Annotated in this window: 14 protein-coding genes; 6 read left to right on the plus strand and 8 right to left on the minus strand. The window is 56.3% G+C overall.

Annotation, left to right across the window (positions count from 1 at the left end):
- Positions 1-23: 23 nt before the first annotated feature.
- The 5 genes from PJU76_RS07370 to thiL all read right to left on the minus strand — a co-directional run bounded on the left by PJU76_RS07370 (position 24) and on the right by thiL (position 4,069).
- The gene (locus PJU76_RS07370) at positions 24-476 is read right to left on the minus strand and encodes a regulatory protein RecX (RefSeq protein ID WP_271778993.1); all 453 of its coding nucleotides are present in this window, start codon (positions 474-476) and stop codon (positions 24-26) included.
- Complete coding sequence (gene recA, locus PJU76_RS07375) at positions 477-1,514, minus strand: recombinase RecA (RefSeq protein WP_271778994.1); 1,038 nt, start codon at positions 1,512-1,514, stop codon at positions 477-479. It abuts the gene before it with no gap.
- Positions 1,515-1,717: 203 nt separating this feature from the next.
- On the minus strand, positions 1,718-2,575 hold the full coding sequence (locus PJU76_RS07380) for a CinA family protein (RefSeq protein WP_271778995.1): 858 nt from the start codon (positions 2,573-2,575) through the stop codon (positions 1,718-1,720).
- Positions 2,572-3,057 (minus strand): phosphatidylglycerophosphatase A family protein, encoded by a 486-nt coding sequence (locus PJU76_RS07385; RefSeq protein WP_271778996.1) that lies wholly within the window; start codon positions 3,055-3,057, stop codon positions 2,572-2,574. Before PJU76_RS07385 ends, PJU76_RS07380 begins: the two co-directional genes overlap by 4 nt.
- Complete coding sequence (thiL, locus tag PJU76_RS07390; RefSeq protein ID WP_271778997.1) at positions 3,047-4,069, minus strand: thiamine-phosphate kinase; 1,023 nt, start codon at positions 4,067-4,069, stop codon at positions 3,047-3,049. The genes PJU76_RS07385 and thiL overlap by 11 nt, the downstream gene beginning before the upstream one ends.
- Positions 4,070-4,130: 61 nt before the next feature.
- Between thiL and gluQRS the strand changes: the two genes are divergently transcribed.
- The 5 genes from gluQRS (at position 4,131) to hflD (ending at position 9,904) form a co-directional block, all read left to right on the plus strand.
- Positions 4,131-5,006, plus strand: a complete 876-nt coding sequence (gluQRS, locus tag PJU76_RS07395; protein WP_271778998.1) for a tRNA glutamyl-Q(34) synthetase GluQRS — start codon at positions 4,131-4,133, stop codon at positions 5,004-5,006.
- Positions 5,007-5,032: 26 nt separating this feature from the next.
- Positions 5,033-5,731, plus strand: coding sequence for a DNA/RNA nuclease SfsA (gene sfsA / locus PJU76_RS07400; protein ID WP_271778999.1), 699 nt, complete (start codon positions 5,033-5,035; stop codon positions 5,729-5,731).
- An 18-nt stretch (positions 5,732-5,749) separates the two neighbouring features.
- Positions 5,750-6,559, plus strand: a complete 810-nt coding sequence (gene map, locus PJU76_RS07405) for a type I methionyl aminopeptidase (protein ID WP_271779000.1) — start codon at positions 5,750-5,752, stop codon at positions 6,557-6,559.
- Positions 6,560-6,561: 2 nt separating this feature from the next.
- Positions 6,562-9,162, plus strand: coding sequence for a [protein-PII] uridylyltransferase (gene glnD, locus PJU76_RS07410; protein ID WP_271779001.1), 2,601 nt, complete (start codon positions 6,562-6,564; stop codon positions 9,160-9,162).
- A 73-nt stretch (positions 9,163-9,235) separates the two neighbouring features.
- The gene (gene hflD / locus PJU76_RS07415; protein ID WP_271779002.1) at positions 9,236-9,904 is read left to right on the plus strand and encodes a high frequency lysogenization protein HflD; all 669 of its coding nucleotides are present in this window, start codon (positions 9,236-9,238) and stop codon (positions 9,902-9,904) included.
- Between the two features lie 25 nt (positions 9,905-9,929).
- Here hflD and PJU76_RS07420 read toward each other — a convergent pair whose 3' ends face one another.
- From PJU76_RS07420 to PJU76_RS07430, 3 genes are all read right to left on the minus strand, one after another.
- Positions 9,930-10,949, minus strand: a complete 1,020-nt coding sequence (locus PJU76_RS07420; RefSeq protein ID WP_271779003.1) for a hypothetical protein — start codon at positions 10,947-10,949, stop codon at positions 9,930-9,932.
- A 264-nt stretch (positions 10,950-11,213) separates the two neighbouring features.
- Positions 11,214-12,149 (minus strand): cytochrome c oxidase assembly protein, encoded by a 936-nt coding sequence (locus tag PJU76_RS07425; protein ID WP_271779004.1) that lies wholly within the window; start codon positions 12,147-12,149, stop codon positions 11,214-11,216.
- Between the two features lie 511 nt (positions 12,150-12,660).
- Positions 12,661-13,101, minus strand: a complete 441-nt coding sequence (locus tag PJU76_RS07430) for a hypothetical protein (RefSeq protein WP_271779005.1) — start codon at positions 13,099-13,101, stop codon at positions 12,661-12,663.
- 1,183 nt (positions 13,102-14,284) lie between these two features.
- Between PJU76_RS07430 and PJU76_RS07435 the strand changes: the two genes are divergently transcribed.
- The gene (locus PJU76_RS07435) at positions 14,285-14,953 is read left to right on the plus strand and encodes a thioredoxin fold domain-containing protein (RefSeq protein WP_271779006.1); all 669 of its coding nucleotides are present in this window, start codon (positions 14,285-14,287) and stop codon (positions 14,951-14,953) included.
- Positions 14,954-14,983: the final 30 nt, after the last annotated feature.

The raw sequence follows: 14,983 nt of genomic DNA on the forward strand, positions 1-14,983 counted from the left end.
GATTTTCCGCCCCCTCACCCCTGTCAATCCGCAGAAAAATCCCTTTCTCTGTCCGCGGCCAACACCCGGCGAATCGTCTCTCCGGTAAATCCCCGTCCTGCCAGAAAACGGGCACGCCGGGCATAATCTTTGGCATCTGTTGGCACTGTCTCGCCAAAACGTTTCTGACAAACCGCCCGCGCCTGCACCAGCCAGTTAATCTCGAGGTCTGCGGTAACTTCGACCCCCGCCCGCTGCAAGTCCTGACGCAAGCGCAACGGCCCGTGCCCCTGACGCAGGCGGGTACGGGTGAGCATTTCCGCATAACGCGCGTCATCCTGATAGCCGGCAGCGACGAGTGCATCCAGCGCCAGCGCCACATCCCCTGCGTCACATCCCGCACGGAGCAGCTTGTCACGCAACTCCAGACGTCCATACTCCCGGCGCGCCAGCAATCGTAGCGCCAGCGCGGTGGGATCGTCGCGTTCTGCCGTCAACTACCCGACCGCTGCGGGCTCTACCGCGTCTTCGGCAAAGGCCAGTGGATGTCCTGCCGCCGCTGCCCGTATCCGTTGCTCGATATTGACCGTCAACTCCGGATGTTCCTTGAGATACTGGCGGGCGTTATCCTTGCCCTGGCCGATTCGTTCTCCCTGATAACTGTACCAGGCGCCGCTTTTTTCGACGATGTCGAACTTCACGCCGAGGTCCACCAACTCGGAAAGACGGGAGATGCCTTCACCGTAGTAAATGGCGAATTCGGCTTCGCGGAAAGGCGGTGCCACCTTATTCTTGACCACCTTGACGCGAGTATCGTTGCCTACCACTTCGTCGCTCTTTTTGATCGCGCCGATGCGGCGGATATCGAGGCGCACGGAGGCGTAGAATTTGAGGGCGTTACCACCGGTGGTGGTTTCCGGGCTGCCGTACATCACCCCGATTTTCATACGAATCTGGTTGATGAAAATAACCAGGGTGTTGGTCCGGGAGATATTGGCGGTAAGCTTGCGCAGGGCCTGGCTCATCAGACGCGCCTGCAGACCGACGTGGGAGTCACCCATGTCGCCTTCGATTTCCGCCTTGGGGGTCAGTGCGGCCACGGAATCGATAACAATCAGGTCGACAGCCCCGGAGCGCACCAGCATATCGGCGATTTCCAGCGCCTGCTCGCCGGTATCCGGCTGGGAGATCAGGAGATTTTCCAGATCGACGCCGAGCTTATGGGCATAACCGGGGTCCAGAGCATGTTCGGCATCAATGAAAGCCGCCGTGCCTCCGGCAGCCTGACAACTGGCTATGGCGTGCAGGGTAAGGGTCGTTTTACCGGAAGATTCCGGTCCGTAAATCTCTACCACCCGCCCCCGCGGCAGACCACCGACACCTAGAGCAAGATCCAACCCCAGCGAACCGGTGGAATAGACCTCAATGTCCTTGATGGCATTATGATCACCGAGACGCATGACGGCGCCTTTACCAAATTGCTTATCAATCTGTGAGAGGGCCGCCGAAAGGGCCTTGCTACGCTGTTCGTCCATAATGCTTTCCTTCTCCTGAATTGAGGGTTAACCCATCCTTGCAAAACACCATGTTGTTGTAGTGGCGCGCGGCAGGGCCTGATGACTCGGTACCGCGGAGGTCATCGGAACAACCTTTTCCGGCATTCTACCTGAGCGGGCGGGCGGGGCAAACGACTGAAAGCCACTGCAGCATAATTCTGATCCGGCACGGTGGCCGCCGTTCAACCAGCCCCGCGCAATAATCCCAATAACCCGCCCAAAGCTACCGAACCCGCGGCATACTGCACCGACCAACGGTCTCCGTGAAAGTGACAGGTTCTCACCTGCGGTTCCGCGGCGCGCGCGCCCCAGGCAATACAGACGGTGCCCACCGGCTTGCCGGGCACGGCGCCTCCCGGCCCGGCGATGCCGGTGATGGCTGCGGCGATGTCCGCTTCGTGCAATGCACCCCCGAGCATTTCCAGGGCGGTCTCCTCCGCTACGGCCCCCACCCGCGCGAGAGTCGCCTCCTGCACCTTCAGCAACTGAATTTTCGCGGCATTACTGTAGGTGACAAATCCGTGGCGCAGCAACGCCGAGGAGCCTGGCAGGGCGGTGATCCGAGCGGCCAGATCACCGCCGGTACAAGACTCCGCCAGGGCGAGGCAGGTGTCCAGCGCACGGGCGTGCTGGAGTAAGGACCATTCCGGCGGTGCCATGTCCAGCGATATGGCGCACGGCGTTCCGGCTTCGACCCAATACTCGCCCGGCAAAACTTCCAACGTGGTGCCGTTATCGCTGAAAAGGCTCAAAGGCACGTCGCAAGCGGGCAGATGTGTGCTTGCCCAATCACGCAACGCGGCCCAGTCACCGGCCGGCAGATGGGTACGAAATGATGATTTTATCCAGTCCGCGGCGTTCGCAAACTTGCCAATGGCCACCGCCATACCGGAACAATCGGGCAAAGTGGCGACGAGTTCCACCCGGACATCCATCCCGGCCAGCCTGGCCCAGGCCGCCAGACGCTGGGCATCGGGCAGGGCCGCGGGACGCATGGGCAGAAATATCTGCACGGACTCCGTAGGACGGACATTCGTCACAGCCAGCCCGCCCACAGCATCAGCCGCAGAATAATCAGCGCCGGGATCGCGGCAGCGATATCGTCGAGCATAATACCCGTGCCTCCATGAATATGTTTATCCAGCCAGGAAATCGGCCAGGGTTTGAGCATGTCAAAAAAGCGGAAGAGCAGGAACCCGACGAGCAGCGTCCACCAGCCGAAAGGCAGCAGCCAGAGGGTGAGCAGCAGGCCCGCCCATTCATCCCAGACGATAGCCGGGGGATCCAGGGCCCTTTTGCCACCGCCGTTTTGCATCTCCCGCGCGGTCTCCCCGCAGAGCCACGGCCCCACGGCGATCATCGTCACCAACACCAGCGTATAAACCATATTATTCTGCACCACGAGGGCCAGCAGCAGATACAGGGGAATGGCAGCGATGGTGCCCATGGTGCCGGGCAGGATGGGCGACAGGCCGCTGCCACCGCCCAATGCCAGCCACTGATACCAGGGTCTAGAGTGCATGGACATGCCCCCAGGTGGAAGGTGGCGGCAGCGGCTCATCCCGCCAGGTCAAGGTGACCGCGGTCCGGGCATCGGGGGCCGCAGGCAGGATGCTGCCCACCGCCGTCAGGCGCAGGGAGAGCGTCCGGGCGGCCTCCTGCATTGCCGTCGATAAGACAGGAGCGGCACAGAGGATCAGTTCATAATCATCGCCGCCGGTGAGGGGCCAGCGTTGCAGGCGTTCCGGGTCGGTCCGCGCCAGATCCGCGAGTTCCGGGCTCAAAGGCAGCGCATCCAGGGCGACCTGCGCCCGGACACCCGAAGCTTTCAGGATATGGCCAAGGTCGGCCAGAAAGCCATCGGAACAATCCACGGCACAAAGCACACCACTTGCCAGCGCCGTTGCGCCGAATTCGAGACGGGGCGTGGGACGCAGCCGTCGCGCCTCCAATGCGTCCCGCTGTGGTGCTGAACAGGGAAAGGCCTGCCCGTCATGGCCGTGCTTCACCAAAGCCAGGTCCAGGGCAGCGGCCGCATCCCCGAGACTGCCGGTGACCCAGATCACGTCTCCGGGCCGAGCCGCGTCACGGCGCATCACCCCGTGATCCGAAAGCCCCAACGCGGTTACGGAGAGGGTCAACGGCCCATCCGTAGCCACCGTGTCGCCGCCGACCAGGGTAACGCCATACCGATCGGCGAGTGCACTCCAGCCCGTTGCAAATGCTTCAATCCACGCCCCATAGCCTTTCTCCCGCTGCGGCAGGGCCAAACTGAGCAGACACCAGCGCGCCTCCGCACCCATGGCAGCCAGGTCGCTGAGATTCACCGCAAGGACTTTCCAGGCGAGGTCTTCCGGGCTGACATCGGGGAAAAAGTGGCGACCGGCAACCAGGGTATCCATCGTCGCCACCAGTTGCCGACCCGCGGGGTCCAGCCAGGCGGCGTCATCACCGATACCGAGCCGCACGCCCCTGCCTTCCGTGCCCAGACGGCTCCGTAACTGTTCGATGAGCGCAAACTCTCCGCCCGCCATGTTCACTCCGTTTTTGCCGATACTCGCGCTACTATAGCAAGGACATCACCCGAAGGAAGCCATGCCCAGCACCCCCACCGTCACCGGACGCTTTGCGCCCTCACCCAGCGGCCCACTCCATGCAGGATCACTCATCGCCGCCATTGGCAGCTATCTCAGCGCCCGCAGTCAGGGCGGGCGCTGGCTGCTGCGTCTGGAGGATGTGGATGAGGGCCGTGTGCGTCCCGGTGCCGCCGACATTATTCTCCGACAACTGGAGGCACTGGCGCTGGACTGGGACGGACCGGTGCAAACCCAGGCCGCCCGCAAGGATGTCTACCAGGAAGCGCTGGCGGCTTTGCGGGCACAGAGCATAATCTACCCCTGTGCCTGCACCCGTCAGGAAATCCGGGGCTTCGGCGAACGTTATCCGGGCATTTGCCGGCCGGGTCTGCCACCCGGACGGCAGACCCGTTCCTGGCGCCTGCGGGTGCCCGACATCTTGCCCCCCTGGGAGGATCGTTTCCATGGCCGGCAACAACTGCCCGCACCACAGGGTGACCCCATCCTGCTGCGTGCCGACGGCTACTTCGCCTATATCCTGGCCTGTGTCGTCGACGACGGGGAGCAAGGCGTCAGCGAAGTGATTCGCGGTGGCGATCTGCTTACGCTCACTGGTACCCAGCGTTGTCTGCAAAGCGCCCTGGGCCTGCCCCATCCGCAATATGGGCACTTGCCCCTGCTCTGCAACGCCGACGGCAGCAAGCTCTCCAAAAGCACCGATAGCCCCGCTTGGGCTGGCGACCCCAGTCAGGCCTGGGAGGAGACGTTGCGGTTGTTGGGCTGGGTGACTCCTCCTGACCTTCATGCTGCCGACGCACCGGTATGGCGTGACTGGGCGTTGACACGGATGACTGAAGAGAAGCTTCTTTATCGCATGACCGCCACTGGCCTGTAACACAGCGTAGCGCTAAGCTACCCACGATGGATCTACCCCCACTAACCTCCGCCACGCTGCTGCGCCGCTACAAGCGCTTCTTGGCCGATTGCCAGTTGGCCAGTGGCGAAATACTCACTGTGCATTGTCCCAACTCCGGAAGCATGCGCAGTTGTGCCGAATCTGGTCAGCCCATTCTGATTTCTCTTAGCGACAACCCCAAACGCAAATTGGCCTGGACCTGGGAGCTCTACTGGAGCGGCGCCAGTTGGGTCTGCATCAACACCCAGCGCCCCAACGCGGTGGTCGCCGAAGCCCTGGCGGCAGGTAAAATACCCACCCTGCAACATTACACGCAATTACGTCGAGAGATACCTTATGGCAACCATGAGCGCGTTGACATACTGCTCAGCGCCGAAGGCCAGCCGCCCTGCTATGTAGAGGTAAAATCCTGCACGCTGCTGGAGGACGACCGCGTCATTCGCTTTCCAGATGCGGTCAGCAGTCGTGCCCTGCGCCATCTGAATGCCTTGACCGAGGTGGTCCATAGCGGCGGGCGAGCGGTGATGTTTTTTCTGATTGGGCGGGAAGATGGTCAGGGTTTTGCCCCAGCAGACGTCGTTCATCCAACCTATGGAAAGGCCTTGCGCCAGGCGCGCGCCGATGGTGTGGAAATTCTGGCCTACCGGACCCACGTCAGTCCTGATAAAATAACCGTAAGCGCGGCGGAAACGCTTCTCTTTTAGTCGCTTCAGGAGGGCAGTATGTTGCAACGCAGCAAAAAATCACCCCAAGGCAGCATCAAAACTCTGGAAGAAATCGAAAAAATGCGGGTTGCCGGCCAACTCACGGCCATGGTGCTGAAGATGATCGGCCCACATGTCAAAGCCGGCGTCACCACCGGTGAACTGGACCGTATCTGCCACGATTATATCGTCAATGATCTGCAAGGCATTCCAGCGCCGCTCAACTATCAGCCCAGCCCGGAATATCCACCCTTCCCCAAGTCCGTCTGCATCTCCCTCAACCATGTGATCTGCCACGGCATTCCGGGCGACCGCGTCATCAGGGATGGCGACATGCTGAACATTGACGTCACCGTCATCAAAGATGGTTATCACGGTGACAGCAGCAAGATGTTCGCTGTCGGCGAGGTGCCCTTGCGGTCGCGGCGGGTGATGGAAATCGCCCACGAAGCCATGGTGCGCGGCATTCAGCAAGTACGGCCCGGCGCAACTCTGGGCGATGTCGGCCACGCCATTCAGGTTTACGCTGAGGCACAGCATTGCTCCATTGTGCGGGAGTTCTGTGGGCACGGGATTGGCCGCGTTTTCCACGACGAACCGCAGGTATTGCACTATGGTAATCCCGGCGAAGGCATTGAATTGATAGCGGGCATGACTTTCACCATCGAGCCCATGGTCAATGCCGGCAAACGCCATATCAAGGCCCTGCCCGACGGCTGGACCATCGTCACCAAGGATCACAGTGCCTCCGCCCAATGGGAGCACACTATTCTGGTCACCGACGATGGCTACGAAATACTGACTCAACTACCCGGCGACCCCATCTAAGAATGGCGAATCGCGCTGCGCAAGCCTCCCGAACGCCCATACCCCATGCAGCCTTGCGCGAGGGTCAGGGCTCGCTGCAAGCCGCCTTTTCTCCACGGCAGAGCAGCAGCACCTTGCTCCGCCAGCACTGTCGCCTGGTGGACAGCACCTTGTGCACGCTCTGGCAGGCACCATCGGGCACAGACATGCCAACCGCTGAACAACTCACCCTGGTGGCCGTAGGCGGGTACGGGCGTGGTGCACTTTTCCCCGGTTCTGATATTGACCTTTTGATCCTGACCCCCAGCGTCCTGACCGCGATACAAAAGAACTTCATCGAAGGCTTCCTGACCAGCCTCTGGGATCTGCAAATGCAGGTGGGACACAGTGTCCGCAGCGTGGACGAATGCTTACAGGAGGCACGTCAGGATTTGGGTATCGCTACCACCTTACTGGAATCCCGCTATCTCGTGGGATCACGTCCCTTGCTGCAAGACCTGATTCGCGCCTTGCAGGATACCCCCCCATGGCCCCCGCCGTTGTTTTTCTCCGCCAAACTGGCGGAACAGGAAAATCGCCACGCCCGGTGCAGTGATACCGCCTTTCATCTTGAACCCAACATCAAGGAAGGTCCCGGCGCGCTGCGCGATATCCATCACCTGCAATGGCTCGCGGCCAGTGCTTTTGGGGAGGGCAGCCTACGTCGTCTGCGCGATGAGGGCATCATTACCGGTGAGGAATACCGCCAACTCCTACGCGCCCAGGCCCTGCTCTCCCGCCTGCGGATCGCCCTGCACTATGCCACTGGACGCCACGAAGACCGTCTGCGCCTCGACCTGCAGGTGCCGCTGGCGCGGCAATTGGGCTACACTGACCGCCCCGGGCACAGCGCCGTCGAACAATTAATGCAAAAGCTCTACCGCGCCTTCGCCGACATCCTGCGCGTCTCTGCCATTGCGCAGGAAAATATCGCGCAGCAACTGGCCACCCGCGAGGCGGTACCAGTGGAAACCGACCAGCGCGCCACACTGCCCCGGCCCACGCTGCGCCACGATGATCCGCAATTGCTCCAACACGTTCTGAGCCTGTTCCGCGGCCTGGCGGAGGACTTCCGGCGGCGCACCCTCGATGCCCAAACCCAGCGCCAGCTTTACGGGTTACGGAGCGCTATTCAGCCGCGTGACCTGGATCGCGACCCCATTGCACGGAGGGAATTTCTCGCCATTCTCACCCAACCAGAGGGCGCCTATCGCAGCCTTAAAATGATGCAACAATGTGGCATTCTGGCGCGAATACTCCCCGCTTTCGGAGAGATTACCGGACGTATCCAGCACGATCTTTTCCACGTTTATACCGTTGATCAGCACACACTCTTTCTGCTCCGCAACCTCGGTCAGATGTGGATCGGCGAGACGCCACAGATGCCCATTGCCAACGCCGCCCGAAAACAGATCGAAAAACCGGAATTACTGGTGCTGGCCGGCCTCTTCCACGATATCGGCAAAGGCCGCGGTGGCGATCACTCCAAAATCGGCGCGCAGGAAGCTCGACGCTTTGCCCGGCGTTTACAGTTGTCGTCCTGCGATACGGAACTGGTCGTCTGGCTGGTGGAACAACATCTGCAAATGTCCAGCGTCTCCCAGCGGCGTGATCTCGAAGATCCGCAGGTCATCCGCGATTTTGCCCATCTGGTCCAGGATGAACGGCATCTTGCCTATCTTCTGCTCCTCACCATCGCCGATATGCGTGCCACCAATCCAGAACTCTGGAATGACTGGAAGGGACTGCTGCTCAGCACACTGTACCAGACGACAGCCAGCGAACTCCGGCGGGATGATCGTCAGATACAAGACCTTCCACAAATCGTCGCCGCCAAACAGCGCGCTGTTTTAGAGGGGATCGCCAGTATGGACCAGTTGCGGGCACGCGCGCTCTGGCAACATCTTTCTGGACCTTATTTCCTGCGTTACAGCGAGGACGAACTGCTCTGGCATTGCCGGGAAATACTGGCATACAAAGGCTGCAAAACCCTCGTCGTCGTACGGCCCCATGCGCCCGAGGGCAGTGAAATTCTGCTTTATGGTTCGGACCGTCCGGGGCTTTTTCAGCAGATTATCGGTGCGCTGGATCGGCAGTCCTTGAACATTATCGATGCCCGAATCGATACCAGTGAAGACGGGCGCGCTATCGACACCTTTCTAGTCATCGACAACAGCCACGCCTTCGCCCACAGCAATCAGGCCCACGTTGACCTCGCTGCAGAGCTTCGCGCGGTCATCGATGGCGAGACCACCAGCAAACCCCGCTTTGGATTACGTCATCGCGATCCACGTCATCGTTTTTTTGCCCATATTCCCGCCGAGATCCGGGTAGACAACCGCGTCCTACCTCGCTATACCCTGTTGGAGGTACGTGCCGCCGATCATCTGGGTCTGCTCTATCAGGTGGGTGAGGCACTACGCACCCTACAACTCAATATCCACGGTGCCAAAGTCTCCACTTTTGGCGAACGGGTAGAAGACACCTTTTTCATCCTCAACGAGTGTGGGCACAAGCTGACGGATGCACAGGCCAAAGCGCTGACCCAGACCCTGGGCAACATCCTGAACGGCAAGGCCGCGTAGGCGATGCAGGTTGGTCAGGCACGCGCTCATTTCCAGCAACACATCCGCCCTTTCTCCAGACAGGCTCAAAACCATGTGGTCATTCCTTCTTCCTGATGCCCGGCGGCGCCGCGACCGCGCCCTGGCCCTCGCTGGCGTCCTGCGCAGCGCCCTGCTGGTGCAGAACATTGCGCGTAATGGTACTCAGCCTGGAGAACTGCTGCAGATCTGTATCCAGAGCATTCTCGCTCTGGAGTGCCAGGACAGCCTGCGTGCCTTGGGCGATATCGACAGCCTGCGTCAGTCCCTGGCCCTGCTCTGCCCTCTGCTACAACGCGGCCCCGGCGATGCCCGAGAGGCCGAACTGCTACGCTACAGCATGGCGCTAACCACTCTTGGCAAGCGTCTGCTTAAAAATTCGTCCGCTACCCAACGCGTCCAGGAAGGCATCGAACAAGCACAGCGCCAAGTCGTTCATTTTAGCGATCCGACACAGCGCAGCATTATTGCCGGACTCGCTCAGACCTACACCGAGGCCATCGGTACCCTGCGCCCGCGCATCATTGTCAGCGGTGAAAGCCGCTTTCTGAGCGACCCTGACGATGCCGCGCGCATCCGCACCCTCCTGCTCAGCGGTATTCGTGCGGCGGTCTTATGGCGCCAGGCGGGTGGTCACCTGCCCGGCGCTATCCTGGAGCGACGCGGACTCTGCCAGGAAGCAGAAGAACTGCTAGCCACCCATCCACAGCACAGCACTTTTTAACCCCCTGGAGTTTAGGGAGTGCATCTCAATGCATCGCCCTGTTGCATTTGGTGGACGTTGCGTGGGTCTCAAACATCATTCCGGAGATGCCGGCTGCCCGCAACGCATCAAAGAGTTTTTCCAATATTTCCGCGCGCGTTTCACCCAAGGATCGCCATGATATCTGCAATGCACCAAAATGCTGCTGTGCATCGTATAACTCCAGAGTCATATCTTCCATTATGCCGTCTGTGAGTTTGGCGAGGATGTGCTGTGGCTTCTGCGAAAAATTTACCGCATTCTGGATAAATTCCACCAGCATCAGCTCTTGGTACTCCTGTGCGCCTTCACGGACGGCAAAGACAAAGCGGCCCGGGATACCTAGCGCATTGCATCGGGTCTCCAGCCATAACGCTTCCTGATCGACATGTTCGGACCATTTCCCGTACCGATCCAAATACTCTCCCACATCCAATTGCCAGGCCAGGCAAGGTCCTGGAAGTTGTGCAGGATAGGTGATGGTACCTATAAAACAGATATAGGACGGTATATTTTGTGGCGTCTGCGGGTTGCCCAGCATTTCCGCTACCAGGTGGTGGTCCATGCCCATCTGGCGGTGCAAGCGAAAAATATCCACCGGATCCATATTCAGTAAACATCCGCCATCGACGGGAACAGGATAAAAAGTGACGGTCGCGCGCTCGCAGACAAGGCCGTAGCGGACCAGCGCGGTGGCAGTCAGATCAGCAGAAAATCTGGCAATTTTGTCCGGCTCCAGAATGGGAATAGCAAAGAGGGTGGTCACTTCACCGGTCTCCGTCAGGAACATCTCCGCGCGCTCTTTGGCAAATTCCCAGAAATCCGCCGCTGCCTCAAGATCCTGTTCGACCAGTTCATCGGATGCCGCCTGGAGGGTTTCGTCATCCTCATCTACCAGAAGCGCATCTATCGCATCGCCCAGTGCCGATAGCAGGGCGTGATCACCGTCAATAAAGCAGCGAGCGGCTAAACGTGTTAGTGCGCTGGCTTTCGGTGAGATGGTATTGCTGGTATTAGTACGTGACACTCGATTTTCTCCTGTTGTCGGCATACCGCAATGCATGAGATGAATGCCTGCGCAAATATGCACCCATTCCCCCCTCCTCCACTTCGGCGAATTTTTTCTGCCTGCATGGCGGGCTCCACCCTGGTTATACTTTAACAGTAGAGAACCGCAGAATATGCATATAATTATTTACAATCATAGCATTACGATCAGCAATACACATCAAGTGGGGAGCGTCCCCTGCACCGCTTTAATTCTTGTAGAATTGACTTTGTATAAAACACATTAGTCTTCGCCATCAACAAAAAGCAGTGTTTCCGGGTCATATAAAATATCCTCTATCCATCGCCAAAAGTGCCAACTTACGAGACACATTGTCGGCAATGATAGCGCCATCATTGCTATCCCGGCAAAACGTTCATCTGATAGCGGGGTTATCCCCCAAAGTATATGTGAGGATCCCATAGGATTGGTGTTTGTGGAACTCCAGAACCACATGCCACCCATCCCCATCATAACCAACTCGGTTACAAATACGTAACCCGCTTTTTGCAAGTGATTTCGAAGATTTGGCAATGACGGGAAAACCTTAAGAGACTGCATCCACAGAATGGTCCCCAGAGCAAGGTACGCCCCTGGTAACAACGTGAATATGACACTGTATTTTAATCCAAGATACATTTGGCTGGACATGCTCCACAAAACCAATAGTGACAGTAAGGCTAGGCTACTTACCGCCGGGTTGTGAGCGAATCGAAGAAATCCATATAAATAGCGCTTGTTATTAATGGTCACATTGACGGGCATACCAAGTACCAAAAGAGGTGCTGCCAGCTCGAATTCGCCCATTAATTTTATAGTATAGATTGTCATCGACCGATGAACCAAAAAGTTTAGTGGCGAATTCCATAGAATGATTGTCAGAAAAAGCCCGGCGACAAATGACCACATTTTCCACTGAGGCCACGCGATATGCGGTCGTCCGTTGGCAAAATGGCTATCATATTGATAGAGATATTGCCCCATAACTACTATTGCAGCCAATAATATAATAGGATTTATATACAAAAACCATGTGGTAGCATAATCATGTTTTTCTCCGGCCATATAAAATCCAACAGCGTACATTGACAACACCGCCAATATTGCCGTCGTAGCGATTGCCTGATGTGCCATAAGGCCTTTGATCCATGCAAGCATATTCACAGACAATCTCTTCATGTTGACACCTCCACTATATAATTAATAATTATGCATCCACCATTCGTATGTCTCGGCTGATACTGTGCATGGTAGGATTAATTTGGTAACGACACTGCCGCATCTCAGACGAGATTCTCAGGCAATTGAATAGCCAGCGCGTGGAATGAAACGCTAGCCCTATGCGCTGTAATTGAGCCACGGCTTCCACACCTTAGAAAATCAGCACATCCCCATACGCTAATGTGCAACACACAAATTCGCTCCCTGATACTTATAATACTATATTTACAAATGTCAATCTCTCCTCCTTGCGGACCGTGCTCATTTGCCCAAAGCTGCCCTCGCTCACATGCCGCAACCCTACGCCAAAATGGGAAACCCACGCGGTGCCAAGGCGGGAATTGGACTGTGGCCCTCCGTGCCACCACCAGCACCATCCATTGTTGGAACCGCATTCCGGGAACATTCAAACTGAATAGGCTCTATGTGCCTCCATAGCCTCTTCGCGCATACATGAGCAACCCCAAGATTATCTACCGTCGGCACCAAATTGACATGCGCGCCCAGAATTGGCGGGATACAAATCAGATATCTTCATCCACTTTTCTCCATCAGTCATCTGCACCTTGGCGATTGCCCCTCTTATATTCACAATCATGCCACATTGGGACTGCTCGCCAATTTTTATATGTTCACGGAACCGCACTGTTTCAGCAGACAGGTTTTCATCTAAATTCGGTGCTTCGTTTTTTGGCGTATTAGCTACTCGATATTGCTGATTGGGTATTTTACTAGGACGCTTTACAACTCTCGATGATTGTTTTGGTGGTATGACAGAAATTTTTTGGATATCTTGCCGAGATGCTATTCCTTGGTAAGCGCTTGCTTGTTCTCTACCTCCAGACAGTGCACACCCGGAGAGCATGTATACAACAACAAATGCCATAGATAGTTTAGCTATTTTTACCATTTTGCTTTCCTTTGTAGTCGATACTGTATCGGAAAAAACCGAATCACATGGAGTGCAACCGTTCAAATTATATTATAACAACAATCAGTTGAAACATAGCCCCTCCATACGTAATGCCTGATTCGAAAGAGACAAGACCCCTCGCCAATTCCACAGACCACCTGTTTTGGTCATGCTCGTACGCATCTCTATGTTTTTTATTTCCTCAACAGCAAGCTTTGTACCAGGACCGGTAAAAATTTCCAGAATATCATTTCAAGACGGCATCTTCGCCTTGGTTGAGGATAATGGCTTCCGTCTGCCTTGTCCCGCAAAGGACAAATAGCAACTCCGGAGCGGCATGAAACATCCTCATCCCGGACTTGACAAGCCATACCAACGGCGCTTTCCAGCAGTATGGCTGTAACTTACACAAAACAGCCTGCCCCCCACATCCCGTCGCTGATGGACACCCCAGCACTGCGACGCCTATCTATCGCCACGCAATCTGGTCACATGGCGTATGTATAAGTGAGATCTTGTTATATTTCAAGTAAACTGCTCAGCTAGAGTGCTGCGATTAATTTTGGGGCCTGGTGCAGTGCAGTGCGCGGTGGCGGGCTACCTGGCTGATTCCGGGAAAGGACTTTTGGCCGCTGCCCCCAAAACTCGGGATGGCCACCCACTTGCCCGGCGCTATAATCTGAGGCAGTATTCTGTAAAAAGAAGCGTATAATGGCTTCGGCATGGGGCACGAGGGCTCCGTCGAGCATTATGGACTCGCTTTAGGCCAGCTGCATCATGCACATTTTTAGAACTGTTAGCTTTTCACCAAATACTCGATGCTGGATTAGCTGGGATACGCCGGCCTCATGGCGTTAGCATGAAAACCACGCATTGAACAAGGAATCATATTTATGCTGTTAGCGTCATTGAAATATTCCACATTTGTACGTATTTCCGTCATGGTCGGCGTCATCTTTTTTTCTTCCGCCTGCGCCAAGAAAGAAACTCATACTGCGGTACGCGCTGCATCCTCAAGCTTCAGCTGCATAGGCGCAGCTTCTTTTTGCAAGCACAAGACCGCGAAAGTATACCCCGTAACCTGATACAATAGGAAAATAATCCACACCCATAGGCCTTCATCGAGCACTCATGATTAAGCTGGGGATAGCATATTGATGAAAAACATACAGGTAGGCAAATGGCAAACATTTCAACAGTTTTAATAGTTCGGTTTTTTTTGGTATTCATTGCCGTTCTACTTATTAGTGCGTGCGCAAAAAAAGCACCTCCCGCATCCACTCCACCAAACAGCACGACGGCCGCAGAGGACACCACCACTCCCAATAAAATGACCGCGAGCAAGCTTTGGAACCGGATGGGGAAACGCCTGACATTTATTCAGGAAGGGCACCATGGACCAATAATATACGATTTCACCGATACAAATTGTCCATATTGTCACCTGATATATGTTACTGAAGCAGATCTTATTCGTGAAGGCAAATTAACGGTTCGTTATGTTCCCGTTGCCATAATAAAACCTAGCAGCATGCCGGAAGCCGCTGCCATATTGCAGGAAGGCAACCCCATAGCAGCATTGCAACATGCCGAACAGGAAATTGGCAACAGCATGACTAGCGGCAAACCTGCCAATTTGCCACAAGCGACAGACGCAATCGGAGCGGCAACTCAGAAAACCATCGCGACAATCAAAAAAATAGAAGAAAACAATAAATTCTTACAAGAAATCAACGTCAATGAGCTGCCGGACATCATCTATCTGCCCAAAAAAGGGAAGTTGGGTCTAATAACTGGGTTTGTAAGCCAAAAGCAACTTTTGGCCCTGTTGCCGAAATTGCAACAATAACTTAGCGTTATATTGCCTGTCATAACGAGT

Source organism: Acidithiobacillus ferriphilus (assembly GCF_028215975.1).
In the GTDB taxonomy this organism is placed as follows: Bacteria; Pseudomonadota; Gammaproteobacteria; order Acidithiobacillales; family Acidithiobacillaceae; genus Acidithiobacillus; species Acidithiobacillus ferriphilus.

Bases quoted from the DNA above. Each gene is read 5' to 3' on its own strand.
- recA (WP_271778994.1), bottom strand. From the start codon at position 1,514: ATGGACGAACAGCGTAGCAAGGCCCTTTCGGCGGCCCTCTCACAGATT.
- PJU76_RS07385 (WP_271778996.1), bottom strand. From the start codon at position 3,057: ATGCACTCTAGACCCTGGTATCAGTGGCTGGCATTGGGCGGTGGCAGC.
- thiL (WP_271778997.1), bottom strand. From the start codon at position 4,069: ATGGCGGGCGGAGAGTTTGCGCTCATCGAACAGTTACGGAGCCGTCTG.
- gluQRS (WP_271778998.1), top strand. From the start codon at position 4,131: ATGCCCAGCACCCCCACCGTCACCGGACGCTTTGCGCCCTCACCCAGC.
- sfsA (WP_271778999.1), top strand. From the start codon at position 5,033: ATGGATCTACCCCCACTAACCTCCGCCACGCTGCTGCGCCGCTACAAG.
- map (WP_271779000.1), top strand. From the start codon at position 5,750: ATGTTGCAACGCAGCAAAAAATCACCCCAAGGCAGCATCAAAACTCTG.
- glnD (WP_271779001.1), top strand. From the start codon at position 6,562: ATGGCGAATCGCGCTGCGCAAGCCTCCCGAACGCCCATACCCCATGCA.
- hflD (WP_271779002.1), top strand. From the start codon at position 9,236: ATGTGGTCATTCCTTCTTCCTGATGCCCGGCGGCGCCGCGACCGCGCC.
- PJU76_RS07425 (WP_271779004.1), bottom strand. From the start codon at position 12,149: ATGAAGAGATTGTCTGTGAATATGCTTGCATGGATCAAAGGCCTTATG.
- PJU76_RS07430 (WP_271779005.1), bottom strand. From the start codon at position 13,101: ATGGTAAAAATAGCTAAACTATCTATGGCATTTGTTGTTGTATACATG.
- PJU76_RS07435 (WP_271779006.1), top strand. From the start codon at position 14,285: ATGGCAAACATTTCAACAGTTTTAATAGTTCGGTTTTTTTTGGTATTC.